The 25,381-nt window shown below is 69.8% G+C and carries 24 protein-coding genes; 10 read left to right on the top strand and 14 right to left on the bottom strand.

What is annotated here, in order from left to right:
• Position 1: 1 nt before the first annotated feature.
• Positions 2-1,108 carry a radical SAM protein gene (locus tag WAB15_RS01900; protein ID WP_407285040.1) on the bottom strand — a complete coding sequence of 369 codons (1,107 nt, stop codon included), beginning with the start codon at positions 1,106-1,108 and terminating at the stop codon, positions 2-4.
• A 422-nt stretch (positions 1,109-1,530) separates the two neighbouring features.
• The gene (locus WAB15_RS01895) at positions 1,531-2,055 is read right to left on the bottom strand and encodes a PadR family transcriptional regulator (RefSeq protein WP_399147946.1); all 525 of its coding nucleotides are present in this window, start codon (positions 2,053-2,055) and stop codon (positions 1,531-1,533) included.
• A 407-nt stretch (positions 2,056-2,462) separates the two neighbouring features.
• Between WAB15_RS01895 and WAB15_RS01890 the strand changes: the two genes are divergently transcribed.
• Positions 2,463-4,004, top strand: coding sequence for a serine/threonine-protein kinase (locus tag WAB15_RS01890; RefSeq protein ID WP_407285039.1), 1,542 nt, complete (start codon positions 2,463-2,465; stop codon positions 4,002-4,004).
• Between the two features lie 363 nt (positions 4,005-4,367).
• On the top strand, positions 4,368-4,676 hold the full coding sequence (locus tag WAB15_RS01885) for a hypothetical protein (RefSeq protein ID WP_399147944.1): 309 nt from the start codon (positions 4,368-4,370) through the stop codon (positions 4,674-4,676).
• A 284-nt stretch (positions 4,677-4,960) separates the two neighbouring features.
• Here WAB15_RS01885 and WAB15_RS01880 read toward each other — a convergent pair whose 3' ends face one another.
• A complete protein-coding gene (locus tag WAB15_RS01880) occupies positions 4,961-5,536 on the bottom strand; it encodes a CGNR zinc finger domain-containing protein (protein WP_407285038.1) in 576 nt (191 codons plus the stop codon).
• Positions 5,537-5,639: 103 nt separating this feature from the next.
• On the opposite strand from WAB15_RS01880, the gene WAB15_RS01875 reads away from it, so the two are divergent.
• Positions 5,640-6,812: an epoxide hydrolase family protein gene (locus WAB15_RS01875; RefSeq protein WP_407285037.1), complete on the top strand. Its 1,173-nt coding sequence runs from the start codon at positions 5,640-5,642 to the stop codon at positions 6,810-6,812.
• Between the two features lie 163 nt (positions 6,813-6,975).
• On the opposite strand, the gene WAB15_RS01870 is transcribed toward WAB15_RS01875, so the two are convergent.
• Both WAB15_RS01870 and WAB15_RS01865 read right to left on the bottom strand, forming a co-directional pair.
• Positions 6,976-7,398: a Dyp-type peroxidase domain-containing protein gene (locus WAB15_RS01870; protein ID WP_407285036.1), complete on the bottom strand. Its 423-nt coding sequence runs from the start codon at positions 7,396-7,398 to the stop codon at positions 6,976-6,978.
• 247 nt (positions 7,399-7,645) lie between these two features.
• Positions 7,646-8,425 carry a MerR family transcriptional regulator gene (locus tag WAB15_RS01865; RefSeq protein WP_407285035.1) on the bottom strand — a complete coding sequence of 260 codons (780 nt, stop codon included), beginning with the start codon at positions 8,423-8,425 and terminating at the stop codon, positions 7,646-7,648.
• Between the two features lie 6 nt (positions 8,426-8,431).
• Here WAB15_RS01865 and WAB15_RS01860 point away from each other — a divergent pair, with 6 nt between their 5' ends.
• The 4 genes from WAB15_RS01860 to WAB15_RS01845 all read left to right on the top strand — a co-directional run bounded on the left by WAB15_RS01860 (position 8,432) and on the right by WAB15_RS01845 (position 13,117).
• Positions 8,432-8,719: a hypothetical protein gene (locus WAB15_RS01860; protein WP_407285034.1), complete on the top strand. Its 288-nt coding sequence runs from the start codon at positions 8,432-8,434 to the stop codon at positions 8,717-8,719.
• Positions 8,720-9,092: 373 nt separating this feature from the next.
• Entirely contained in the window at positions 9,093-10,115 is a 1,023-nt protein-coding gene (locus WAB15_RS01855; protein ID WP_407285033.1) for a polysaccharide deacetylase family protein, read from the top strand.
• Positions 10,116-10,509: 394 nt separating this feature from the next.
• Complete coding sequence (locus WAB15_RS01850; RefSeq protein ID WP_399150344.1) at positions 10,510-12,198, top strand: carbamoyltransferase C-terminal domain-containing protein; 1,689 nt, start codon at positions 10,510-10,512, stop codon at positions 12,196-12,198.
• A 13-nt stretch (positions 12,199-12,211) separates the two neighbouring features.
• Complete coding sequence (locus WAB15_RS01845; RefSeq protein ID WP_407285032.1) at positions 12,212-13,117, top strand: phosphotransferase family protein; 906 nt, start codon at positions 12,212-12,214, stop codon at positions 13,115-13,117.
• Here the strand turns inward: WAB15_RS01845 and WAB15_RS01840 are convergent.
• Positions 13,089-14,039 (bottom strand): galactosyltransferase-related protein, encoded by a 951-nt coding sequence (locus WAB15_RS01840; protein ID WP_407285031.1) that lies wholly within the window; start codon positions 14,037-14,039, stop codon positions 13,089-13,091. The two genes, WAB15_RS01845 and WAB15_RS01840, sit on opposite strands and share 29 nt — an antisense overlap.
• Before the next feature lies 1 nt (position 14,040).
• Positions 14,041-15,192, bottom strand: a complete 1,152-nt coding sequence (locus WAB15_RS01835) for a hypothetical protein (RefSeq protein WP_407285030.1) — start codon at positions 15,190-15,192, stop codon at positions 14,041-14,043.
• Positions 15,193-15,389: 197 nt separating this feature from the next.
• On the opposite strand from WAB15_RS01835, the gene WAB15_RS01830 reads away from it, so the two are divergent.
• Both WAB15_RS01830 and WAB15_RS01825 read left to right on the top strand, forming a co-directional pair.
• On the top strand, positions 15,390-16,286 hold the full coding sequence (locus WAB15_RS01830; RefSeq protein WP_407285029.1) for a galactosyltransferase-related protein: 897 nt from the start codon (positions 15,390-15,392) through the stop codon (positions 16,284-16,286).
• The gene (locus WAB15_RS01825; RefSeq protein ID WP_407285028.1) at positions 16,279-17,748 is read left to right on the top strand and encodes a N,N-dimethylformamidase beta subunit family domain-containing protein; all 1,470 of its coding nucleotides are present in this window, start codon (positions 16,279-16,281) and stop codon (positions 17,746-17,748) included. Before WAB15_RS01830 ends, WAB15_RS01825 begins: the two co-directional genes overlap by 8 nt.
• Here the strand turns inward: WAB15_RS01825 and WAB15_RS01820 are convergent.
• Genes WAB15_RS01820 through WAB15_RS01805 form a run of 4 tightly spaced genes read right to left on the bottom strand, consistent with a single transcriptional unit; the run spans position 17,699 to position 21,317 of the window.
• Positions 17,699-18,475 (bottom strand): N-acetyltransferase, encoded by a 777-nt coding sequence (locus WAB15_RS01820; RefSeq protein ID WP_407285027.1) that lies wholly within the window; start codon positions 18,473-18,475, stop codon positions 17,699-17,701. The genes WAB15_RS01825 and WAB15_RS01820 overlap by 50 nt on opposite strands.
• Positions 18,476-18,505: 30 nt before the next feature.
• On the bottom strand, positions 18,506-19,351 hold the full coding sequence (locus WAB15_RS01815) for a class I SAM-dependent methyltransferase (protein WP_407285026.1): 846 nt from the start codon (positions 19,349-19,351) through the stop codon (positions 18,506-18,508).
• An 18-nt stretch (positions 19,352-19,369) separates the two neighbouring features.
• Positions 19,370-20,149, bottom strand: coding sequence for an HAD family hydrolase (locus tag WAB15_RS01810; protein ID WP_407285025.1), 780 nt, complete (start codon positions 20,147-20,149; stop codon positions 19,370-19,372).
• 1 nt (position 20,150) lies between these two features.
• Positions 20,151-21,317, bottom strand: a complete 1,167-nt coding sequence (locus WAB15_RS01805) for a serine/threonine protein kinase (protein WP_407285024.1) — start codon at positions 21,315-21,317, stop codon at positions 20,151-20,153.
• A gap of 327 nt (positions 21,318-21,644) precedes the next feature.
• Here WAB15_RS01805 and WAB15_RS01800 point away from each other — a divergent pair, with 327 nt between their 5' ends.
• The gene (locus WAB15_RS01800; protein WP_399150334.1) at positions 21,645-22,745 is read left to right on the top strand and encodes a radical SAM protein; all 1,101 of its coding nucleotides are present in this window, start codon (positions 21,645-21,647) and stop codon (positions 22,743-22,745) included.
• On the opposite strand, the gene WAB15_RS01795 is transcribed toward WAB15_RS01800, so the two are convergent.
• The 3 genes from WAB15_RS01795 to WAB15_RS01785 all read right to left on the bottom strand — a co-directional run bounded on the left by WAB15_RS01795 (position 22,742) and on the right by WAB15_RS01785 (position 25,325).
• Positions 22,742-23,662: a mevalonate kinase gene (locus WAB15_RS01795; RefSeq protein ID WP_407285023.1), complete on the bottom strand. Its 921-nt coding sequence runs from the start codon at positions 23,660-23,662 to the stop codon at positions 22,742-22,744. The two genes, WAB15_RS01800 and WAB15_RS01795, sit on opposite strands and share 4 nt — an antisense overlap.
• An 83-nt stretch (positions 23,663-23,745) precedes the next feature.
• Positions 23,746-24,240 (bottom strand): NUDIX domain-containing protein, encoded by a 495-nt coding sequence (locus WAB15_RS01790; RefSeq protein WP_407285022.1) that lies wholly within the window; start codon positions 24,238-24,240, stop codon positions 23,746-23,748.
• Positions 24,241-24,299: 59 nt separating this feature from the next.
• Positions 24,300-25,325 (bottom strand): NAD-dependent epimerase/dehydratase family protein, encoded by a 1,026-nt coding sequence (locus WAB15_RS01785; RefSeq protein ID WP_407285021.1) that lies wholly within the window; start codon positions 25,323-25,325, stop codon positions 24,300-24,302.
• Positions 25,326-25,381 lie beyond the last annotated feature (56 nt).

Raw genomic sequence — 25,381 nt, 5'->3', positions numbered from 1 at the left:
GTCACTGACCTCGGTTTCCAGGAGCCGGGGACGGGAGATCGCGGGGTACGAAGGCGGGCCGCCGGTCGATACGGGCACGGACCGCGTCCGAGCCGAAGCGGTAGTCGATCTGCCGGGCGGCCTCGGCCCAGTCGCGCACGGTCCGTACCGGGGTGAGCGTCCGGACCACGAACGGGTCGCTCCACCGGGAGACCGCGCGCTGCCAGAGCACGTCCGCGGGGTCCGTGAGGAGATTGCCGACGGTGCCTTCGTAGACCGGCATGGCCCGCACCGCGCCGTCGGGCTCCACCTGGATGGCCTGGAAGTCGAGGCCCCGAGCGATCTGGTCCGGGTGCATCTGCAGATGCAGATTGTCGGTGACCAGGACGAGCACGGACGACGGGGCCAGCGCGGTGAGCCGCTGGTGGAGCGGCTCGCCGGAGAGTCGGGCCATCTGTGCGTCGGAGAGCAGCTCATGGTCCGCGAAGCCGCTCCGACTCGCGAGTCCGGCCGGGATCACCGCGCCGAACGACAGGATCCGCATCTCGGGAAAGCGTGGCGCGATCCGGGTGCAGAACTCTTCGAGCCGGTCGAAGTTGCTGCGGACCACCACGCAGTCCACACCGAACTGGACGGGGCGCACGCCTTGTTCACGGCGGGCACGCGAGGTCCGGTCGAGGAGGGCGAGCGCGTCGAGCGCCCGCTCGAAGGACCCCACCCTGCCACGGATCCGGTCGTGCACCTCCGCGGTGGCGCCGTCCAGGCTCACGACGACGCGGTGGCACACGTCCGCGAGATCGTCCAGCATGCCGGGCGTCAGTCGCCATCCGCCGGTGTACAGCACCACCTGGACACCGGCGTTGGTCAGCCGCGCCGCGATCTCGGCGATCCCGGGCACCAGGAGGGGCTCGCCACCGGCCAGGGAGACCACACCGGGCCGCAGCGCGATGATGGCATCCGCGATCCGCAGCAACTCCTCGTGACCCGGCTGCTGGGCGGGGCGCCGGCCCGACTCCGAGTAGCAGTGGGTGCAGCGCAGCGGGCACGCATAGGTGAGGTCCCAGATGACGTCCCTGGGACCGGTGGAGCCGGGCTTCGGAGCCGTCGTGGCATCGGCCGGACCGTCCATTGCCTGAGCACCTCCTTCCTGAGGGATCGTGGGGCGATTTCCCATGTCCGTCATGGTGCTCACGACTCTGTGCGTTGCCTTAGTCCGTCCTTAGGGCGCTGGCATCGCGAACGGAGCCTGACGGGCGAAGCCCAGGTCAGGCGCCTTGTCGCGGGCGTCTGGAAGAAGCCGAGCGTCTTCGGCGAACACGACACCAGCAGGCTCGGTAGCGCTTGGTGTCGGTCGCTGGGTGACCTCACACGTCCAGGTTGTCGATCAGTGATTTCCTGCGGCCAACCTCTGTGCCAAGGCCGCTGGCCCTGTGACGCCTGGACGCCGCAGAAAATGCCTACAACGCCCAGTCCCGCGGCGTGGACCGTTGCAGGGTGCCGTCGCTGTGAATGAACGGTGGGCCGGAGGGAGACCTGGTCAACCCGGGCGGTTCAGTCGTCATCGGAGGCGCGGAGGATGTCGGGAAGTTCGTCCATCCAAGCGAGCACCGCTCTCTCGTAGTGCATGCCGAACCGCAGCGTACTGCGCTGGTACTTGTCGAACATGGGATCGGCGTCGAACTCCTGGTACCGGCGCAGCCGTTCCGCATGGTCCGACCGGTGCGCGGCGATGTACTCCAGCAGCCGGTCGTCGTCCAGGAACCGACCGAAGGACAGAGCCAGCAGCAGGGGATAGCGGATGTTCTCCGGGCCCGGGGGGACGGCGAGCCATTCGGCGAAGGCCGCGCGTCCGCAATCGGTGAGACGGTACGGGCGGGCCGATCTCGCCCGGGTGGGCTGGGCCTGCACCATGCCGCGCTCCGCGAGTCTGGCCAGCTCCCGGTACGCCTGACTTCGCGTCACGGTCCAGAAGTCGCCGATGAACAGCCGCGCCGCATCCCAGAGCTGGTAGCCGGTCGCCTCGCCACCGTGAAGGAGGCCCAGCAGCGCGGCAGCTGTCGGATTCACGTCACCCATCGAACCCCCTTGACGTTCCACAGTGGACGTTCCACTATGGACGATTGTAGGGCTTGGTGCTTTTCCGCAGGTTCGTCCCGATCGGCTTTCTTCGCCAGGTAAGCAGGGACGCGTTCCGGTGCTTGTCATACGTCATCCGGGGGGCTTATGACGGGCATGGGTAAACGGGGTGTGGCCAATACCGGCAGGGCGAGCCACCGGCGCAGACGTGCGGTCGGTCTTCTGGTCGTGCTCGTCGGGCTGATCGCCCTCGCCGGTTCGTCTCCGGCTGGCGCAGGTGCGGCGTCGTTCGCGGCCCCGGCCGCGTTCGGCCGGTCGGCGGCTTCCCCGTCCGGCGATCCCCCGTAGGGCCAATTCGCATATGAGCACGAGCAGTTGAAGCACATCACACACAAATAGGGGGAGCAGTGGCCGAGCAGACACGACCGGGCCGCTTGGTCGGCGGACGCTACCGCCTGGAGGAGGCCCTGGGCGGCGGAGGGTTCGGCCGTGTCTGGAGAGCGCACGATCAGACCCTCGACGTCGACGTCGCCGTCAAAGAGGTCTGGCTCCCCCCGGCGGCATCCGAGACGGAGCACGCGCAACGACTGGTACGTGCGGAGCGGGAGGCCCGCAACGCCGCCAAGCTGCGCTCCCACCCCCATGTCGTCGCCGTCCACGACGTGGTCATCGAGGAGGGGGCGCCGTGGATCGTGATGGAACTCGTCGAAGGCGCCAACCTGGCCGACAGGCTCGCTGAGAACGGGCCGATGCCGGTGGCGGACGTCGCGCGGATCGCCGGCGAACTACTGGAAGGCCTCGGAGCCGCACACAAGGCGGGAATCGTCCACAGGGATGTGAAGCCCACCAATGTGATGCTCGCCCTCGACGGCCGGGCCCTGCTCGCCGACTTCGGCATCGCCGTCCACAAGGGCGATACGGCCGTCACCACGACCGGAGGGCTGATCGGCTCGCTGGAATACATGGCACCGGAGCGGTTCGACGGCGTGGACTCCGGTGGCGCGGGAGACCTGTACTCCCTGGGGGTGACGCTGTACCAGGCGCTGGAGGGGGTGTCCCCGTTCCACCGCGACACCCCCACGGAGACCCTGACCGCCGTGGTACTGGGACAGGCGCCCGCCCCTCAACGCGCGGGCCGCCTGGAGCCGTTGATCACACGGCTGCTGGACAAGAACCCCGCCAACCGGCCAACCGTCGCGCAGGCCCAGGCCGTGATCGACGGGGCCCCGTCGCCTCGGGAGCGCCCCGGAGAAGCCGCGGAGCGGGGGGAGCCGGCGGATCCCGGGGGGTCTGAGGAGCCCCAGGAGTCCCAGGAGCTCCAGGTGGCACCGATTTCCCTGGAGGCCTCTGAAGCACCTACTCGCCCCGTCCCCCCAGCGGCACCCACCCTCCCTCTCCCTCCACCGCCGGAGCCGAGCCCGCGCCGCCCTCGCGCGCTCGCCATCGCGGGCGCCGCTGTCGCCGTCGCGGCCGTCATCGGGGGCATCGTCGCCATCACGGCAAGCGGCAACGGCGACGCCCCCGACACCGGCGCGAGCCGCACCCCACCGAGCTCCTCAGCCCCGGACCTGGCCGGAGGGGGTGACGAGCCGGGATCCTCATCTGGCGGCAGCGGCGGCATCACCACCGAGGCCGGTTGCGAGAATCTGTCCAAGATCATGGAGAAGTGGGACAGGATTGTCACGTCCAACCGCTACGGCAACGGCCAGGCACCGATCGAGGACCTGCTCCGCGAGATACAGGACCTGGAAAAGGCGAACATCGCCAAGGCGACGGCACCGGCAGTCGAATCGGAGCTGCAGAAGGACCTGGCCGGCGCCACCAGAGCCCTCAACGCCTACCGTTCCGGCGACGAGAAGAGCTTCAACAACGTGCTGTGGGAGCGCGCCTCGAGCGGCTCCGCCATGCTCCGCGCCTGCCATGGAATGGCCTCTAGGTCACCGTCCTGACCCCTGCCGAGGGTCTGGACGGTCCCCGGGCGTGGACGCCGTTGAGGAGTCCCCGTTCCACTGCACATCTGCGGCCAAGGCCTTGACGACGACCATGCCGATCCTCCGTCGCTCGCGCCTGCACTGGACGATGACCAAGGTCGACGGATCGCGATCGGCGCCTCACTCCCAGAGGCGGAAATCGACTCCGTCGTCACCGTGCCCTGGGCCCAGGGCGCTCCGCGGGCGCGCAACCCACCACTCTCGCCTGCTTCGTGTGGTACATCGCTTGTGCGACGAATGTCGTGCCGGATCATTTAGTGATCGTTTATCGAGGCTCGGCAGGATGTGAAGTGTCGAGAAGGATCCTTCACAGGGGACGGTATGGCCAAGCTGTATCTGGAGAAGCTCAAGTGCGTCACGACTGAGGGCTGGAGCGGCTTCGATGAGCCGAGGCTTGTGGTCCAGGATCGCGGCACTGTGTGGAATGGAACGGTGCTGGGAGATCGGATGTACACCGTGAAGTACGACTGCGACTTCACGGGGACGATTGCTGTATCTCTCGGCGAGGCCGGCGCCTCGGGTAGGGATGGCAAGCTCGGGGAGCAGTGGATTACGGATACGCCTGGTGAGCGCAGTCTGCGCTTCAGGGCGGATGGTGCTGAGTACAGGCTGCTGTATGCGGTGGAGTAGGCAGCTCTCGTCCTCAGCCCGGAGCGCCTGCAGGCACGGTCGCTGAGCAGCCCGGAAGCTGGAGGCGAGACTCGCAAGCTCCGGATCGGCGTGTGTGCGCTCGCCAATGGTGGAGTCGCCGACTGCGAAGAGCCGATGAACGTCGCCGATCAGTAGACGTAGACGTACTGATTGAGGACGTTGTTCGAAGGCGACGGATGGCTCTTAGTGGTGCCGTTGGGGTGCACCCAACGCGACAGATGTGTCGCAGGCGTGGGGCCCACTTGGATGTACCGAGGTAACGATCACTCCGCTGATCTGGGGTTTTTGCGCTGGTTGGCGTTGAAGCGCGCTTTCTTCTGACGATTCCCGCACGTGTTCATGTCGCACCATTTGCGGGTGCGGCTTTGGCTGGTGTCGAAGAAGGCGGCTTGGCAGGTTGGTGATGCGCACAAGGCCAATTTTCCGTCTCGTTCGCCCGCGATGATGCTGATCGCGTCGGCGGCGATCACGCCGAGGGCATCTTCCACGCAGGAAGTCGAGCTGAGCTGCCACCGCCGCTGACCCTCGGGCGTCAGGATCGCTGCGGCCCGACCTTGAGCGCTGCGGTCATTGATGACTTGGACAGCAGACGCAGGGAGAGCGTCCTGGATCGCGGCCGCTGTCGCGGCGGCGTGAATCGACTCCCTCAGTTCCCGAGCGAGGCCGAGCTGGGCAGTGGTGCAGGAGTCCACGGCGAGGCCGTTCACCGCCAGCCAGTCGATGAGTCGGTGTGGCGTGGGAATGCGCTCCACGGCGTTGCCGTGACGCTCAGACAGAGTCCCCGTGAAGCTGGTCGCCAGCACGCTGCCGAGGCGGAAGTCAGGGAACCCAGTACGCATGGAACCACCTTAGCCGGTTGCATGCCGGCATGCAGGCACGGTAGAACCGTCTTAGCCGGTTCGCAGTAGTTCGCGGCCGGTTCCACGACGGCCAGGAGGTCTCATGCCCCGTCCAACCAGCGACGTGCAAGCCTTTGAAGCCCACGCAACCGACGCCGACCTCGACGATCTGCGCGCGCGACTGGCCGCGGCGCGACTACCGGAGGCCGAGACGGTCCATCGCGCCGCGCCCGACCCTCGCCGATGGGAACAGGGCGTTCCTCTCGCCGACCTCGTCGATGTCGTGAACTACTGGCGCACCGGGTACAACTGGCGGTCGTTCGAAGAGCGCCTCAACCAGATCGGCCAGTTCCGCACGACCATTGATGATCTGGGAATCCACTTCCTGCACCGCCGATCCGCGCGCGCAGATGCCACTCCTCTGATCTTGACGCACGGCTGGCCGGGCAGCATTGCCGAGTTCATCGATGTAGTGGACGAGCTGGCAGATCCGAAAGACGCAGACGCGCCGGCGTTCCATGTCGTGGTCCCGTCGCTGCCGGGCTTTGGTTACAGCGACAAGCCGGCCACCACCGGGTGGGGAACCGAAAAGATCGCGGCCGCATGGGTGGAACTGATGGGAAGGCTCGGCTACAGCAAGTTCGCAGCCCACGGCGGCGACTGGGGTGGCAATATCACCACGGTTCTCGGCGGCAGGTTCCCGGCGCACGTTCTCGGCATCCACACAACGTTCGCGGAGGGACCGCCCGGGTTGACAACGGACGGGCTGACGGCGGTCGAGCGCAAGTGGACCGAGGAAACCCATAATTTCTGGCGCCACCGCGCGGCGTACGCGAAGCAGCAGGCGACCCGACCGCAGACCATCGGCTACTCGCTCGTCGACTCACCTGTCGGGCTTCTTGCCTGGATCCTTGACAAGTTCGCCGAGTGGTCGGACACCGAAGACAGCCCGTTCGAGACGATCTCCAGAGACAGAATTCTTGACGACGTCACCCTGTATTGGCTGACGCGGACCGGCGCATCGTCGGCCCGCATTTACTACGAAAGCCACAACTCGCTGGACCCTGGCCTTCGGGTCGACATCCCGTCAGCCATCACCATGTATCCCCGCGACATCGAGAAGTGTCCACGCGCCTGGGCACAGGAGCGGTACCGAAGGATCGTCCGATGGAGGTCGCCCGAAGTCGGGGGACACTTCCCGTCGCTGGAGGTTCCCGAGTATTTCGTCAAGGATCTACGAGAGGGCCTCGCGGCAGTGCTGGCCGCTGATCGGTGAACGCGGCTGGGTGCCGGCACTCGATCACCGACGGCCGCCGCGCGGTCGTCGACCTGTTCAGTGGAACGTCTTGGCGCCGAGAGGGTGCTGCTGGTCGAAGCCGGGGAGGATGAGGAATGTTGCGCTGGCGGCGGTGGTGGTGAATCGCAGCAGCGCGTCGGAATCATCCATATGAGTAAGGGTGTTGGTGAATGTGGGAGATGCCCTTGCCCACGGAGATGTCCGGACCGCGGCGTCCGGACTGCCGCCAGCGTTCACGTATCCGGTGACCGGCTTGTTCCAGGAGCGCGGCGGCGACGACCGGTAAGAGCAAGGGGTCGCTGGCGCAGATCTGGATCAACAGGTCCCCGCCACGTGCCTGCGGAGCGATCCGCTCGCGGGAGAACCGGGGGAGGTCGGCCGCGCCGGGCAGGGAGGGATCGGCCATGCGCACCAGCCGTGGGCCCACCCCGATCGTCACGGTGAGATCGCCCGGCGGCAGGCCCAGCAGTCGTGGATCGGTCCCCGCGGTGAGCGTGTGAACGGCCTGGCCCAGTTCGGCCAGCAGCGGGCCGACGGCCACGGCGTCGCCGAGGTCGGCCACCACTGCCAGGAGGTTCGGCTGGGCCGGTTGCGGGAGCGCGATGCCTGCCTGATAGCGGCCGGTTCTTGTCGGATCTCTTATGCGGGGGCGGAAGTGGAGACTGAGCGGTCGTGAACAGCGGCTTCTCCTGCGGCAACTGACCGGACATCTACTTGCCCGGCCACGGGCCCCGCGCGGCCGCATAGTTCCCGCCGCGTGCTGACCGATCTCTGCGCACGGTCCGGGGCGCCCGTGTGCCCGAAACGTCGAGTCACGCGTCCAGTTGGGCACGAATGAGGATGTCGAGTCGCTGCCATGCCGGGGACGAGGCGTTGACCGTGCCCTGGATGAGGGCGGGGATCTCGGAGGCTGCATCCAGCTCGGGCGGGTCCTCGGGCCCGTAGCGTGCTCGGGTCGCCTCTGCGATCCGGTGGGCGAGGCCGTCGATGCGGGGATCGTCGGCGTCGAGGTCGTGCGCGTGGTCGTAGTCGAGGAAGAGCTGCCGCAGCGCGGGGTCGGCCAAGGACACGGCCTGGTCCTGGAACAGTGTGAGCGCGTGGTCCGGGTACGTGGCGAACACGAGGATCCACAAGTCGCGTTGCAGGTCCACCCATCGCGGGGTGAATCCCCAGCCGGCCAGGTGCTCCAAATGGGCCCCGACCTCGGCGGGCAGTGGCGCCAGGTGCCCGGTGGCGAGCTGACGCAGGCGCCCTTGCGTCGCCTGCAGGCCACGGATGCGGCCGGTGAGCTCGTCGTCGATCTCACGCAGTGCCTGCTGGAACTCCTCGGCGGTCGTAGATCTCAGGTCCCGGATACGGGCCAGGGGGACGCCGGCTTCCGCAAGCGTCCGGATCTTGATCAGCTCGATGGCGTCGTTCGCGCCGTAGCGCCGGTAGCCGGACGCATCGCGGTCGGGCTCGGGGAGCAGCCCCTTGTTGTGATAGACGCGAATGGTCTTGATCGACACTCCGACGTACCTGGCCAGCTGCCCGATGGTGATCACCCGGCCATCGTCGCACTTGACCTTTCCCCTGGGGCAGGGTTGCACCATGGCGCCATGGTGAACACGGACACTGATCGGGACATCTTGCGCGAGCTGGCAGATGCGGGCAACGAGACCGCTTTGGACCGGCTGGCCGACCTCGCCGACGCAGCCGGCGACCTCGGCGAGCTGAGCGAGCTGTTGGACGAGGGATCCCTTCGCGCCGGATTCCTGCTGACTCGACGCGCGGCCGCCAACGGCGATGCGCGCGAACTGCAACGGATCTTCGACGCCGGGTACGACGAGGCCGGGATCGAGCTGAACCGACTGCTGAAGGCCCGGGCCGACGAGCACCGGGACTGAGGACCCGACCTGGCACCGAACCGACCGACCAGACCACGTTGGTCGGTTCGGCCTGCGGCCGGCCGCATCGAGGTCCCCGCGCCGGGCCGCCATGGCGAGCCAACCGCTCCATACACGAGGCGATCACCATCCTGGCCGCCGTCGCCCCCACTCCGGAGCAGGTGGTAACGGCCGCCTCCGGCCCAGTCGGCCTCGCCCCGACCTGCCCGAGCACCCGGACTACCCCCGCATCCCCGCCGTCTTCAAAGGGGCCACCGGCCTCATCCCGTGCCACGCGACCAGCAACCCTGCCCCAGCCTCACCGGTAGACGCATATCCGCCCTCGAACCGTCCTTTGAGATTGCATAAAATAGGCCCATGAGAGGTGGGCCCCATGTGGTCAGCCGGAATCACCTGGAATGCCGAGGGCTACGAACTGGCCTGCGTGCATGACGGTGGGCGCCAGGTGCCCCCGGCGGAGTTCCGGGCCAATGATGTGCAGGGAATCGTTCAGTACCTTGCCGAAACGTGTGGCGCCGATGTCGCGGTCGTGGTCGACAGCACGAACGGGCTCCTCGACGGGCCGCTGCGCAACGTCGGCCTGTGTGTCCTGCGGGCCGACCCATGGAATGTTCCGCCGCGCCCGGACGACGGCTTCGTTCCTGCCCCGGAACTGGCACGCTGCGGGGCGGTGGAGCGTGGATCCTTGACCGAGACCGATGACAGGGCCGGTGCGCTCACAGGCCGCGAAGGCGAACTGCGCAGGGCCATCGCGGCAAGTTCTTCGACCGAAGCCGCGCTCGCCGGTCGAGGTCGGTTGGTGACACGTGGCCCCGGCACCGCTCGCAGGGTCGCCGTGACCTTCGACGACGGACCCACCCAGCCGTACACGGACCGCGTTCTCGACATCTTGCGGGACTACGGCGTGCCCGCGACGTTCTTTTGTGTCGGGCTGCATGCGCATGCCGACCCCGCGTCGGTTGCGCGGATCACGGAAGCCGGGCACTCCGTCGGCAACCACACCTGGTCACACCCCTATGTGCCCGACCTGGCACGAGACGAGATGCTTCGCCAACTGGAATGGACGAACAGGTCGATCGCGGCCGCGACCGGAGCCACTCCGCGCCTTGCCCGACCGCCCTACGGGGCGAGAACCCCTGAGTCCCTGGGCTGGCTCGCGGACCAAGGAATGACCACGGTGCTCTGGGACCGGGATTCGGGCGACTGGGCGGCGCCCGGCGTTCCGGCCATCGTGGACAACGCGATCGTCGGAGTCACCAGCGGCTCGGTGATCCTCATGCACGACGGAGCAGGGGACCGTTCGCAGACCGTGGCGGCGCTGCCCCGCGTCATCGAAGCGCTGGTCCAGGATGGCTATGAACTCGTCACGGTCGATCGATTGCTCGCTGGTGACTGAATGACGCGGCCGCTGCACCGGCCGTCAGGAAGCCATGTTTCGCCCTGCACCACCCGTGGGAGACAACATCTCGGTACCACTCCACTACTGCCAGTGATGTGAAGACATCGCCCCCAGCGAGGGGCTGGCAGAGGCGCTCGGAACCATCCGACGATCAAGGAGCCTGTGTGACCACGTCCGTCCGGAAGGCAGTACGAACTGCGGGCAGCGACCACTCCGGGACGGCGAGCTCCGTCGGCGCATACACAGCAAGGGACTTGCGCCGGCCTTCCGGGAGTTCGGCCACGGCCGGATGACCCGTCACGGGGATCCGCCCCTGCACGGTGACCAGCCACAGCAGCTGTCCGCTCCGTTCCGCCCCGTTCGCCATTCCCACGGCTTTCTTGGAGGTGCCATGATCGTTCTCGGCCTGATAGGGCGGCCCGACGTCCGGCTGTGCCACGATGCGGCAGCCTGTCTCGTGATCGACGGCAAGGTGGTCGGTGCGCTGGAGCAGGAGCGCATCAGCCGGCGCCGCCATGCCCAGGGCGAGGGGCCGGAGGACGCGGTACGGGCCCTGCTCGACGCGCACGGAGTGCACCCGTCCGAGGTCGAGGCCATCGGCTACGCGTGGGCGGACGCCCCCGACGGCGCGCTGATGCCGGAGACCGACATCCCCTGCGGGGTGCACGTCAGTGATCGGCTGACGGCCACCATCCTGCCGACGCTGGCCGATGAGCTCGGCACACAGGACATCATCTTCTTCGACCACCACCTGTGCCACGCGGCGCAGGCGTACTACCTCAACCCGTACCCGACGGCGGACGTCCTGGTCGCCGACGGGTGGGGAGGCGACGGCTCGACCTCCCTCTTCCACGTCGACAACGGCCGGTTCCGCCTGCTGGAGCGCTACGACAAGTGCTGGTCGTTAGGGATGATGTACGGCGCCGCCTCGGCCTATGCCCGGCTCGGCTGGTGGGGCGCGGGCAAGCTGATGGGGCTCAGCTCGTACGGGCGGACGAGCGACCTGCGGTTCATGACGTTCGACGCCCAGGACGCTTCCTTCCGGCTCGACCGGAGGCTGCGCGGCTCACTGGCCACCGCACGGGACTGGGACCGGCTGGGCAGCCAGTGGCTGGAAACCTATGAGACCAGCGTCTTCCCGTTCACGCCGTCGTCGGCGAACGCCTTCGACTACGCCCCCTTCGCTGCCGATGTGCAGGTCACCGTGGAAGAGCTGGGGTTGGCGATCACCCAGCGGCTGCGCCGGCTCTCCGGCGAGGACACCCTGCTGCTCTCAGGGGGCGTCGCACTCAACGCCCATATGAACCGGCGGATCGCCCTGGAGAGCGGATACGCCCGGGTCTCCGGCACCGTCGCACCCAACGACGGCGGGACGGTGTTCGGCGCGGCGCTGCTCGCCGAGGCGCTGCTCGGCAAGGCACCCGGGCCGCTGTCCGCCGAGGAACCACCGCCGATCTTCTTCGGGCCGCCGGTCTCCACCCGGATGATCGAGGACTCGCTGGCCCGACAGGGTGTCACGGCCCGCGCGCTGGACCCGGAGCAGCTGCGTAAGCACACGGCGGAGTCCCTGAGCCGTGGCGAGGTCGTGGCCTGGTTCGACGGCCGCAACGAGTTCGGGCCGCGGGCGCTGGGCGCACGCAGCCTGCTGGCTTCGCCCAGGGAGAGGTCGGCCCTGGACCGCTTGAACCGGGTCAAGGGCCGGGAGGCATGGCGCCCGGCCGCGCTCTCGCTGACGGCGGACGGTTTCCGCAGCCTCGGCATGGAGCCGCCGGTAAGCGGCCTCAGCGACTACATGCTGTGCATGCACCGGGTCGGCGAGGCCGAGGCTCCGCAGGCGGTCGCCGGCGTCCATGTGGACCGCACCACCCGAGGGCAGTATGTGCCGGACGGCGACAGCGGCTTCGGTGCGCTGCTCGCGGCGGTGGGTGAGGACTCGGGGCTGCCCGCGGTGATCAACACCTCGCTCAACACCAAGGGTGAGCCCATGGTGTTGAATCCCGATCAGGCCGTCGGGCTGCTGACCGCGTCGCAGGACATCGACCAACTGATCATGCCACCGTATGTGGTGAGCAGGTCCTGACCAGGGGAAGCCGTTGATCACACCCTCTCAGGCCGAGCGCATCGGCGATGCGCTCGGCCTGCGCCTGACGGGCTTCTCGGCCACAGCCGACGGCCAGGGCCGGACCTTCTTCGCGACGACCACAGACGCGCAGCCGGTTTTGCTCAAGTGGTACGGCGCGGACGACGGCCCGCTGCCTCGTGCGCTGGACTACGCGGAGACACTGCGCCGCCGCGGCTACCCCACCGCGCGGACGATCGCACACGGCCCTGTGCCGAGGGGGCACCCCCCAGGGGCAGCCGGGGAAGGATATGCGGTCGTCCAGGAGCAGCTGCCCGGGGAACCCGCCTGGCACGGACTGAACTCGTCCCTGCTGGAGGAGGTGTTGACCGCCGTCGAGATCCAGGCCGGGGCCGTAGCCGGGACGGCTCCGGCCACCGGCTCGGACGGCGCGGCCCTGCTGACCGGCGTGGTCCACCACGACAGCCTGGGCTGGTGGCGGGCCGCGCGGCACAGCGGAGAGGAGATCGCCGAGCTCTGCACCGAACTGGGCGCGTGGGTTCGGGCGGTGTCACCGCCCGAACCCCGCCACGACCTGGTGCACTTCGATCTCGGCTTCCCCAACATTCTCGTGGACGAGGACCGGCTGACCGGAATCGTCGACATGGACCAGCTCACGGCCGGTGACCGCGCCGTCGATCTCGTCTCGCTCGCCTTCCACTTCGAGCGTCTGCACCGGCTCGGTGGGTGGCTGCCCGCCCCGGATACCGTCGGCCGGCTCGCCGAGCGTGCGCTGCGGATCTCCGACCGGTCCTGGTGGCGGCATGCGGTCGCCTACTACGCCCTGTTCCAACTGAGCTGTTCGTGGCCGCCCGATGAGGCAGTGCGGCAAGCCGCCGCGGCCGGGACCGTCAGGCGGATGATGGCTCACCCGGACTGAGGGACCCCGGACCGCCGTCGGCGGCCGCGCGGTCCTGCGCGATCATCGCGGTGGGTCCCGCCGCGAGCCGTGCGCTGTGCAGGGCGTGGTTCGCCGACTGCTCCGGCGTTCCGAAGTACCGGGCCGGGTGCTCGAAGTGCAGGCAGCTCAGGGACCGGTCGAGCTGCCACGCTCGGACGGTCGGGGTGAGGGAGGACACCTTCACCAGCAGGTCGTCGTCCTCCGCGCCCCAGCCGTAGTACGCGTCGCAGTAGCCGCCCACCTGCTGGAAGAGCGTGCGCGCCAGCAGCAGGCTGCCCCAGTGGAACGGGGTCCGCCACTGGTGGCGCTCGCTGAGCTCCGGATCAATGGCCGCGGCGGGCGGCCAGATCACCGGGGTGACGATCCCCAGTGCGCTGTCACCGGGCGGCTGCCAGTGGAGCCGCTCGTCCGGGTACGGGCTCAGGCGGCCGTCGGGTCCGGACCGTACGAAGCAGAACGGCCTCTTCCCGGCCATCACCGTGGCCATCGCCGGGTCGACCTGCTGGTCCACCGCCGGCTGCCCGGCCAGCACCTGCGGCCCGCCGAGCAGCCGGTGCATCCACGGTTGTCCGAGCACCCGCCCCGCGGCCAGACCGAGGGCCCGGGTCAGATAGTCGCGCCCGAGAGGCGCCAGATCGGCATCGGAGAGGTACAGCAGCGGTGAACGGGCCTGTGCGGCACCGGCGTTGCGGAGCAGTCCCGGCGCTCTGGCCTCGGCGGGGGCCTGCACGACCCGGACCCGGCGGTCGGCGTCCAGGTCCTCCGCCACGCTCACCGGGATGTCACCGGCGGTCGCCACCACCACCTCGCACGGCACGTCCTGGGCCAGCCAGGCCGCGGTGACCGCCGGCAGGAACCGACGGCCGTGGTGATCGCCGTAGAGCGGGATGATCACACTCACATCAGGCATCGTGCGCTTCGCCTCCCAGCCTGGGCGCCGTAGGTGACGCCTCGTCGGGCCATGCGCGGCCGCACCGGAGGCCGCTTCGGACATAGGTCTCCAGCAACGCGGCCTGGTCGGGGCGGACCGACTGGCGGGCCTCGGGCAGCAGGCTGGAGACCCCCAGCGTGGCCACCGCGGCGGCCCGGACCCGCCGGTCCAACCGGTCCGCCATGGGGCGCCGCAGTCGCTGCACCGGCGAGCAGCGAGTCAGCCGGGCCGCCTGCCGACCGAGCAGCAGGCCGTGGATCCACAGCTCGTCGGCGAAGCGGTGGCCGAACGCCCGGCCCACCGCGGCGGCGACATCGGCCGGCCGGCGTTCGTGCACCAGCCGGTGCACCTGTTCCTCGGAACAGCCCAGGTAGGGCAGGGCCGTCAGCCAGCGAGCGTGGCCGCGTGTGCCGATGACACCGTCCGGCCCCTCCACCCGGGCGTGGCCCTCTCCCTGGCGCATGTACGGCAAGCCGCCGGGGTGCTCCAGCACCCAGCCCGTCTCCAGCGCCACCGCGATACCTGGCTCCTGTAGCGGGCATGCCGAGCGGCGCAGTCCGTGCCAGTCGAAGCCGGCGATGCTGTCCGTATCGATGTGCTCCACGGGATTGGGCACGGCGATCAGGCTCATCCGGCCGGTGAGCCGCAGATACGCCGACAGCACCTCGTCGTCGTGCCGGTCCGTGCTGCCGCGGGCGTACCGGCGGAAATCCTCGGCCATGGCGGCGGGCAGGCAGACGGCCTGGGTGGGGGTGAACTCCTCGGGGACGCCGCGGACCCAGCCGGCACCCACCAGGGCGGCGAGCCGTACGGCTGATCCGTTCCGGGTGTTCCAAGCGGCGTAGAAGGCGAGGGCGTCGGCCGGGTGGCGCCGCACGGAGCGTCGGACCAGGTCGCGCAGGAAGGCCGGAGCCGCCACATCGTCCTGGAGCACCAGATGGTGCGTCGCTCCGGGGGCCGCCGCCGCCCAGGCGGCCAGTGCCGTGCGCAATGCCGAGGGTGGCCCGTCGGGGTCGGGGTCGACCACCACCGCGTCCAGGCCCAGCAGGGCGGCGAGTTCACGGGCACGCGGCAGTCTGCGCGGATGGGTCATGACGGCCGAGCTGATGCGGACATCGGTCATCTGTCGCCATCCTTCCGCGCGGTCACGGCCGAGGCACGGCACGGATGCTCGCAGAGTCCCTCTCGATCGGACAGAGCGACGGGCAGGGAATGAGCCAGACTCAGGTGTGTCTTTTGACCAGTTGTTCGCGAGGGTAAAGACAGCTCCAGCGTCGTCTCCTCGATCGTGCCGGACGGATGCGGAACGGAGACCGAGCAATGCCCGACGTGAGTGTGGTCATTCCGCTGTACGGGGAACACCGGGCACGAGACAGCCTGCTGACCGTGACAACGGCCTGGCTGGCCCAGGACGTGCCGTGCGAGGTGGTGGTGGCGACCGCCGGTGACATCCCGGTGAACGTGGCGGAGGACCTGGACGCCGACCGCCGGGTCCGGGTCGTGCGGGCCCCCGCCGAGGCCAGAGCGCCGGGACTGCTCCGCAACGCCGGTGCCGCACAGGCCCGTTCACCGCTGCTGTACCTGACCGACGCGGACGTCGCCCCCTTGGGCCGCGACTATCTGGCCCGGGCTCTCGTCATGGCTGAGGGACGGGCGCTCGCTCAGCCGTGGATGCACCGGATACCGAGCTCCGCGGCCGGACCGGCCGCGGAGCGGGCAGTGGACTGTACAACCACCGGACCAGGGCTCTTCTGCTTCGTCACGGCGTCGCCGGGCGGTGCGCTGCACGCCTACGAGGGCGAGGAACTCATCTGGAAGCGCCCCAGCCGCGGCGCCGTCCGGCACGAGACCCCCAGGGTCCTGCCACCCGCCGCCCAACGGGATGCCCACGCGCCGCGCAGTCTCCAGTGGCGGGCCCCCTATCACTGGGGAGGCCTGTTGCTCCAGCAACGGACCTTCACCGAGGTCGGCGGTTACTGCCCGCGGTACGCGGGCTGGGGCAGCGAGGACGACGACCTGCTGGTGAAGGTGGCCGCGCGCACCTCGGTGCTCCGCGGCTGGCAGGCCGACCGCTCCTGGCGTTGCCTGCACTTCGAACATCCTGTGCCGGCCACGGTCACCCCCGATCGGCGGTCGAACGAGGCCCTGTACGCCGAGCGGCTCGCCGCCGGGCCGGAAGCCATGATCGTGCAAGATCGGGCAGGCGCGGATGATTGAGGGCTATACAGGCCGGGAGACCGTCGAGGTCGGCAGCATGCTCCGGCTGCATGTGTCGACGGACGCCCCGTTCTTCCGGGTCGACTTCTACCGGCTGGGCGAGGAACTGGAGTTCCTGGGAAGTTCGGACTGGCGTACCGGCGTGCACACGCCTCCTCCGCCCCACCCCGACGGCCGCTCCGCCCACGCCTCTCCGGCCGACGACTGGAACTGGCCGGAGTACGTATTTCCCGTCCCTCGCGACTGGCGACCGGGTATCCATATCGCCCGCTTCGTCGAAGGAGATACCTCGGGTCGGCCATCGGATCCGCCGCGCCGTCTCAGGCACCCCAGTGGTTTCGAGCGAGAGTTCTTCATCGTCAGGCCGTCGTCCGCCGGCTCTCTCTCCCGGATCCTCTACAAGAAGTCGACGTTCACCCGCCACGCCTACAACCGCTCGGACCGCTCCGGGCTGGAGAGGGCGTGCAACCTCTACGAGAATCCGGTCTACGCCAACGCGGTGGCCGGCACCGGCACCCCCAAGGGACACAAGGTCAGCATGCGCCGGCCCGGCGGCATCAACGACCTCGGCTACTGGGACGCGCCGTTCATCGGCTGGCTGGAACGCAACGGGTACGACGTCGAGTACTGCGGCGATCTCGACCTCCATGAGGATCCCGAGCTGCTCCACGACTACGACCTGCTGCTCAGCGTGGGGCACGACGAGTACTGGTCGCAGGCCATGCGTACGCACGTCGAGAGCTTTGTCCGAAGCGGTGGCAATGTGGCCTTCTTCAGTGCCAATACCTGCTGGTGGCGGGTCCATCTCACCGACGGCGGCACCGCGTTCGTCTCGGACACCGACCACGAGGCGGAGGGTGCCGGTCCTCCTCCGACCGCCGCGGACCTGTGGTGGCGGCCCGCGCCCGGTGGCGTCGGAGTGCCGGAGAACAGCCTGACCGGGGTCAGCTTCCGCAACGGCGGCGTGTGGCCGGGCGACTGGCCCGGCGACCGTCCCTGCCCGGGGTTCAGCGTTCAGCACGCCGACCATTGGGTGTACGAGGGCACGGGGCTGGCGGACGGCACCGGCGGCGGCACTCCCGACGTGTTCGCGTCCGGAGTGCCACTGATCGGGTACGAATGCGACGGCGCCGCGTTCACCTATGACGAGCACGGCGTCGCGCACGCACACGGCATGGACGGCACTCCGGAGTCTTTCCTCATCCTGGGCATCGCCCTCCTCCACCCGCCGAACCGCGAGCCCCACGCTCTCCGGTCGGGGCACTGGGGCTATGAGCCACGTGAGGAACGGATCACCAGCCCGCGCGCTGCCACCATGGGTGTCCACACCGCGGGTGGCACGGTGTTCACGGCGGCGACGACCGACTGGCCGAGGGTGGTGGGTCTGGGCCTCGATCCCGCCGTCGACCGGATCACCCGGAACGTTCTGGACCGGCTGCGGAACCGCCGGTCCGGTGCGTGATCCACACGGCCGGCTCCCAGTACGTGCCGCGGTCGCGCGTACGGTCGATGCTCAGGGGCGCCAGTCCGCCCGGGAAGACGTACTCGCCGTCGTCGGGAAAGTCCATGCCCGTCCAGCTCTCCCACTCGCCGACCGTGCCGGTGATCAGCGACGACCGCTCCGAGGCAGCGGCGACGTTACCGCCGGCCTGCACCTGCGCGCGGATCCAGGGGTCGAAGGGGGAGCCGTCGTCGCGGGTCCAGGCGGCGTAGCGTTCGATCGGGGCGAGCGGATAGCGATCCTTCCAGGTGGGGCGGACCGGAACGAGGACCGTGCCGAGCCCGGCGTCGCGCGCGGTCGCCGCCATCTGGTCCAGCAGCACCCTCGACAGCCCCTTGCCCTGGTGGGCCGCAGCGACCTCGATCCCCAGGGCGCACAGGGCGTCCGGGGACCGGCCGGCGTCATGGTCCGCGAAGGCGCGCGCGATGGAGTCGTCCAGCCCGGAACCCAGCCCCTGGGCGGTGCCGTCCCAGCTACGGGGGAGGGACCGGCCCTGGCCGAGGATCTCGTCGTGTGCGTCGTCGTACAGGACGAACTGGTAGGTGGGGAAGTCCTGGAAGAGGCGGCGCCAGTAGTCGCCGTTGATGTCTCCGTGCAGGTTGTACTCCGGTACGACCCCGGCGAACTGTTCGGGGGCGCGGTCCCACAGTTCCGGTCGCTCCGAGTGACGTACCACCACCGGGGTCATCGGGCCGGACTCCTCTCTGTGCGGGCGGGCTCAGGCAGGAAGGGTCAGGTCCCAGACGATGACCAGCGGCAGGCCGTCCCAGGCGGCACGGGCCGCGTCGGCGACGGACTCCTCGTAACCGCCCGGTGCGAGCCGCCCGTTGAAGAGGGGCTCGTGACAGTCATTCACGGTCAGGCCCGCCTGCCGGAATGCCGCCAGATAGCGCCCGGGCAGATGGACGTGGTTGCGGACGAACGCCAGGCGGCCGGGACCCTCGGCGAACAGGCACTGCCCCTGGAGGGAGACGACGAAGGGATGCAGGTCGGAGAGGATGATCCGCCCGCCCGGCCGTACCACCCGGGCGAGTTCGGCGATACCCGTGCACGGGTCCGAAAGATGCGTCAACGCCAGGGAGCAGACGGCGAGGTCGACCGAGTCGTCGTCGAGAGGGAGGCTCTCCAGCCGCCCGACGCGGTACTCGGCACTGGGTGCGTTGCTCCGGGCTTTGTCGAGCATCTGCGGCGACTGGTCCACCCCGATGGTGCGGTGGCCACGCGAGGTGAGTGCCTGGGTCTGCCGGCCGGTGCCGCAGGCGGCGTCCAGCGCGGTGCCTGGAGGAAGCGGGTCCAGGAGAGCGTGGACCACCAGCTCCTCCACCTCGATGAACGAGTTGGGGAGGGAGTCGTAGATCGCGGACCAGGCGGCGTAGCCCTTGGCGGCGTCCAGTTCACGGGCGACCGGGCCGTGGTCCGACGGGCGTTCCTCGGCGGCGGCGAATCGGCGGATGTCGTCCAGGCGATCCCGCAGGAACTTCTCGTCCCCGTCGATGGCGTGGCGCAGCAGGGCCAGGCCCTGGATTCCCAGAACCAGCTCTCGCCCCCGGTATGCACGGCTCATACAGATGCCCCTCTCCGATCAGCTGCCTGATTTTCCCTGCTGGTCCCCGCCTGCCAAGGCGCGACACCCCAGCAGCCCCCTGAGCTCCCGCAGCCCGGCGATCCGCGCGGCACCCGGGGGAGGGGGCGGCGCGATACCGGTGACCGCGCGGTCCGGCCGCCACAGATGCACGGCCCGCATCCCCGCGGCCAGCGGACCCACCACGTCCGGCGCCCAGACGTCACCGACGAACAGGACCTCGTCCGGCCGCAGACCGCAGCGGTCCAGCACCGTCCGGTAGGGCAGGGGGTGCGGCTTGCGCGCCCCCGCCCGGGCGGAGCTGACCGCCACGTCGACCAGTCCGCCCAGGCCCACCCGCTCCACGGCCCGGTCCAGATCCCAGAACCAGTTGGAGCAGACGGCGACCCGCAGCCCCCGGTCGCGCAGCGCTGCCAGCGCCTCCGGTACATCGTCGAAGAGCGCCAGGTGGATGGCCTTCATCGCCCGGTCCAGCTCGGCGACCAGACCGTCCAGCTGGTCCTCCGGCACACCGCAGGCGTGTGCCCGGCGCCGGAGACGGCCCCGCTCCCAGGCTGTGTAGGCGGCCTCGCTGACGGAGTGCTCCGTATGCTCCTCGCCGTCGCGCGGCCCGACCGACCACTGGTCCCCCCACCGCTCACCCTGTTCCGCGAGTCCACGGCGGGCGAAGATCGCGCTGTGGCTGGGCGGCCACGGCGGAATCATGCGCACCAGCGTGCCGTAGAAGTCGAAGACCACACCCCGGATACCGGCCGGCTCGCACGTCCCCTCGCCGGTCACCTCAGAATCGGCCGTACCTGCGTGGGAAGTAGTCCTGCAGTGTGCCCTCCCGCTCGATGTCCACGGTCGCGCAGTGCAGGCCGCCGCCGAACGGGCCCACCGCGCGGAACGGCACCGGCACGATCTCGAATCCGTAGCCCGACAGCTGATCGGCGAGCGGCAGCTCGTTCTCCTCCACGCACAGCGTGTTCTCGTCGAGGTTGAGCATGTTCGCCGCCAGCCACGGGCTGCAGAAGGAGAGCTTCGGCGAATGCTTCCAGCTGGCCGGCTGGACCGCCTCGACGATCTCCCAGTCGTTGAGCTTGAAGAACTCCATCAGCTCGGCGTCGGCGAGGCGTTCACCGCAGTGCAGCACCAGGCCCGGACGCAGCGGCACCCAGGTCGAGTCGATGTGCAGCGGATGGGTGTTGGTGGAGGTCACCGAGTGCACCCGGTGGTCGGGGAAGTGGCGCTTGAGCCATCTGTAGCCGCTGCGGTTGGTCACGAACGACAGCTGGACGAACAGGTCCTTGCCGAAGCGCGCCACATCGGCCGCGTCGAACAGCGGCTCGGCCTCGGTGAGTGCCAGGTCGTAGTCGCGCACCCGCGCGAGCTGCTCCTCGGTCGTCAGCTTGTTGAACACGTCCCAGAACCCGGGGTTGAAGGAGGCGTCCGTGAGCCTCGGTTTGGGCGCCGCCTCCCAGCGCATGCGCGGGTCGCCGTCGAAGAGCCGCTGGAGGACCGGCCGATAGCAGAGGTACTCGAACCAGCGGCTGCGGTACGACATGGTCGCTTCCAGCACCTCGTTGCCGACCGTCAGCAGCAGATCCCGGGGCGGCATGCAGCCGAACATCGAGTCGTGTGTCCATTCGGGCGTGGAGACCTGCTGGGTGAAGTCGACGGGTGTCGGCCGGTCCACCCGGATGCCACGGTGCTCCAGCAGCGCCGCGAAGCTGTCGAGCTGCTCCTCGGCCTCGGCCACCATGTCGGCCGGCATGGGCCCGTACGTACCCAGGGGGAAGCCGTCATCGGGGTAGTCGCGGCTCACCGCGGGCTCGGGCGCCTGCACCACGGTGCCCTCGGCCCGGCCGACGATGACATGCCGCAGCGGATCCCAGCCGTTCCACGAGTTGACCCGTACCGGACGCGCAGAGTCCTCCGCGGCCGTCGCTGACTGCTTGGTCGTCACGTACTCACCCTCCGATAGGGGACGTGATAGGCGCAGGTGCCACGCTGCGGCAGCGGGTCATCACCGTCAAGAGTCCCCTGGTCGCGCACCGCAGCCATCACGTCAAAGTTCGCGGAAGCCGGGTCGCCGGCCGCCTGTCCCCGGGTGGGGAACGCTGCTGGCAGCAGTCCCGGCGATCCGGCCCGGACGGGACACGGACCGGTGGCTTCAGGCCGAACTTCCGCTGCCCCAGCGCAGGGCCCGGGTCGGGCAGGGGTAGGCAGAGGTGATTGCCGCACCTCCCACGAGCCGGCCGTACACCGCCCGTACAGCAGAGGAGATGGCACCGTGACCACAGACCGCCTGGACCTGGTTTCCAAGCTGTACCAGCCCTCGGGCTGGCCCCGGGTCCTGGAGGCCGCCTCCGGCGGCTCCTCCCGGGCCCCGCTGGTGGTGGATCTCGACCCCACGACCTTCTGCGATCTGGCCTGCCCCGAGTGCATCAGCGGAAAGCTGCTCAACCAGGGCCGCTTCACCCCCGAACGGCTGGAGGCGCTGGCCGAGGAACTGATCGCCCTGTCCGTGCGAGCCGTGGTCCTCATCGGCGGCGGCGAACCCCTGGCCCACCGCGGCACCCGCGGGGTGTTACGGATCCTCGGCGAGGCCGGCCTCGCCGTCGGCGTGGTCACCAACGGCACCATGATCCGGCAGAGCCTGGACGAACTGGCCCGGTACGCCTCCTGGGTGCGGGTCTCCGTCGACGCCGGAACGCGCGAGACCTACGGCCTCTTCCGGCCGGACCGCAAGGGCCGCAGCGTCTTCGACAAGGTCATCGAGAACATGCGGCTGTTCGCCGAGGCCAAGCGCGGCGCCCTCGGCTACTCCTTCCTGGTGATGTCCCGTCAGGAACCCGACGGCCGCACCGTGACCAACAGCCACGAGGTACTGCGCGCCGCCGAGCTCGCTCACGACATCGGCTGCGACTACTTCGAGACCAAGGCCATGTTCGACGACGACCACCACATCGTGCAGGTCCCGCAGGGCGTGCTCGCATCGGTCGACCGGCAGCTGGCCGAGGCGGCAGCGCGGCTGGAGAGCGAGACCTTCCAGCTCATCAACTCCTCTACGCTGACCTCGCTGCGCGGCCATGCCGGGCCGGTCCAGCCGAAGGCGTACCACCGCTGCCCGGTCGCGGAACTGCGCACCCTCGTCACACCGTCCGGTGTCTACGTCTGCGCCTACCACCGGGGCAATCCGCTCGCGAAGATCGGCGACGCGGTCACCGACGACCTCGCCACGATCTGGCAGGACTCCGACCGCGGCATGATCGACCCGAGCCGGGACTGCCGCTTCCACTGCGCGCGCCACCGCTCCAACCTGGAGCTGGACCGGATCGCGCGCGGCGAGGGCAGGTCCCCGTTCGCAGAGGACTACGACCCGTTCATCTAAGGAGACACCCGCTGGTCCCGAGCCTGCGGCGCACGGGGGGCGGCGACCTCCCGGCGGACCCCCGGCGCCGCACGGGCCGGGATGACCCGGGCCCCGGGGACCGCGTCGCACAGCGCCCGCCGCAGCCGGTCCACCGTCTCCCGTTCCTCGGCCACCGGGCACACCCCGACCAGCGCCCCGCCTCCGCCGGCGCCGCTCAGCTTCAGCGGCAGCCCGGCGAAGCGGAGCGCCACGGTCCGCACCTCCTCCAGCAGCGGCACCGACATCCGCTGGAGGTCGCGCATCGCCTCGTGCGCGCTGCTCATCGCCGCGCCCAGCGCCTGGTGGTCGTGTCCGTGCAGCGCCTCCCACACGGCCCCCGACGCCTCGTCCACCCGGGCCCGGTAGGCGGCCAGCGCCGGATCGCGGGCCGCGAGCTGCGCCCGTACGGCGCGGATGTGGCTTCCGGTGTCCTTGCGGACGCCGGAGTCCACGACGACCACGGCCCAGTCCCCGGGGAACTCCAGCCGGTCCCGTACGGCCGGAAGGCCGCGCGTCCGGCCGTCCAGCAGCAGCGCGCCGCCCTCGACGACGGCCACCTGGTCCATGCCGCCGCCGTTGAACACCGCGAACTCGAACTCGTATGCCCACTGGGTCAGGGTGGTGCGGTCCAGTGCCTGCCCGGCGGGGACGCAGGCGTCGGCGAACGCCCGGAACAGCGCCACGATGAGCGCCGTGGACGACGACAGGCCGCTCGCGGCGGGCGCGTCACTACGAACGGTCACGGCCGGCGGCCGCGATGCCAGGCCGGGCAGCCGCTCGCGCAGGAACGCCCACACCTCCTCCCGCCAGCCGCCGCCCGGGCTCTGAGCGCCCTGCGCCCGTTGCCCCGGAGGCCCGATCTCCACCGTGGTCATCAGGTCCAGGGCCAGACTCACCGACCGGCCACCCAGCCAGTCCAGATCCTCACCGGAAAGACAAGCCCGGCAGGGCACCGCCGCTCGTACCCTCTCCACGTTGCTCACCGGGCCTGGAACCGCCCTCCGTCACGGAACGCCTCGTACATCGACAGCACCACCGCCGTGGGCGGATGCAGCGGCGACGGAGGATCCGTCAGCGCTCGGAACTCCACCCGGCGCACCTCGTCCGGGCTCGGGCGGAGCTCGCCCGACCAGCGCCGGGCCATGAAGCACAGCGCGAAGCAGTGGGTTACGTCGCCGTTCGGATAGGTGAGCGTGTGCACCCGCGGATCGGACAGGGACCCGAAGGCGACCAGATCCGCCCGGTCCACCTGCAGTCCCGTCTCCTCCGCCAACTCCCGTACGGCCGCGTCGGCGAAGTCGCCGTCCTCCTCGCAGGCCCCGGCGGGCAGCTCCCACACCCCCGAATCGGCCCGCTGCTGGAACAGCCCCCGCCCGTCCGCGTCGAGCAGCAGGACCTGCGCGCCCGGGACGAGCAGCAGTCTGCTGCCCACCTTCTGACGCAACGACCAGATGTAGGACCCGATGTAGCCCACTTGCGAGCCGCCTTCCTGAGTTCCGGGTACGACGACGCCGGACGCGTGACAGCAGGCTGTCACGCGTCCGCCTCGGCCAGCCACCGTGGCACCGCCCGCGGCGTGGCGAGCAGCCAGCGCACGTACCGGCCGATGCCCTCGCCGACTCCGATCCGCGCTTGCCAGCGCAGCAGTTCCCAGGAGCGCTCGACGCAGGCGTAGCCCCCGAGGGGATCCCCCTCCGGCCGCGGGGTGGTCACCCGGCGGGCGCCAGGGAAGTGCGCCGCGACGAGGTCGGCCACCTCGCGCACCGACGTCGGGGTGCCCGTCCCCACGTTGACGGTCTGCTCGGCCATCTGCTCCTCGACCAGGGCGAGGGCAGTGGCCTCGGCGGCATCGTCCACATGGACCAGGTCCCGGACCTGGACCCCGCCACCGTTCAACTGCATCGGCCGGCCCAGCCGGGCCTGGATGGTGAGCCAGGGCACCATCCACGAGTGGCTGCCCGGCTTGGGGATCTGCGGATCACCGTAGACGGAGAAGTAGCGCACCACCGCATACTCCGTACGGGACGAGGGGCCCAGCATCAGTCGGGTCTGGTGCTCGGCCCACAACTTGGAGTTCGCGTACACCGACAGCGGGAACAGGCACTGGTCCTCGTGGAACCGCTGCGGCCCCTCGACGCCGGGCAGGCCGTCGCCGTACACCGCTGCCGACGACACCAGCACCAGCCGGCGGACCGGGTACGCAGCGATCTGCTCCAGCACCACCTGGGTGCCACAGACATTCGAGCGGAAGGCGATGTCGGGGCGCCGGGTGCAGGCGGCCACGTCGGCGTAGGCGGCGGCGTGCACCACGAAGTCGGCGCCTCGGAGCAACCCGGCCACCGTGGCCGGGTCGCATACGTCGCCGACCACCAGCCGCGCACCGGACCGGGCCACGCCGAACAGCTCATGCGCCGACTCCGGATAGGCGTCCATCCGGTCGAGCACGGTGACCTCGGCGCCCACACTCTGGAGCAGCGCCGCCAGCCGGCTGCCCACCAGGCCGCCCCCGCCGGTCACCAGGACCCGTGCGTTGAGGAGTTTGCCCAGCCGCGACAGCACGGTCTCCCCGGTACCTCCCCCTGCCCCTGTCCCTGTTCCCGTTGATAACGCGGGCA

The sequence above is a fragment of the Streptomyces sirii genome (assembly GCF_045690365.1).
GTDB lineage: Bacteria > Actinomycetota > Actinomycetes > Streptomycetales > Streptomycetaceae > Streptomyces > Streptomyces sirii.
Note: the sequence above shows the minus strand (reverse complement) of the source record. Positions and strands in the feature narration are given on the sequence as shown.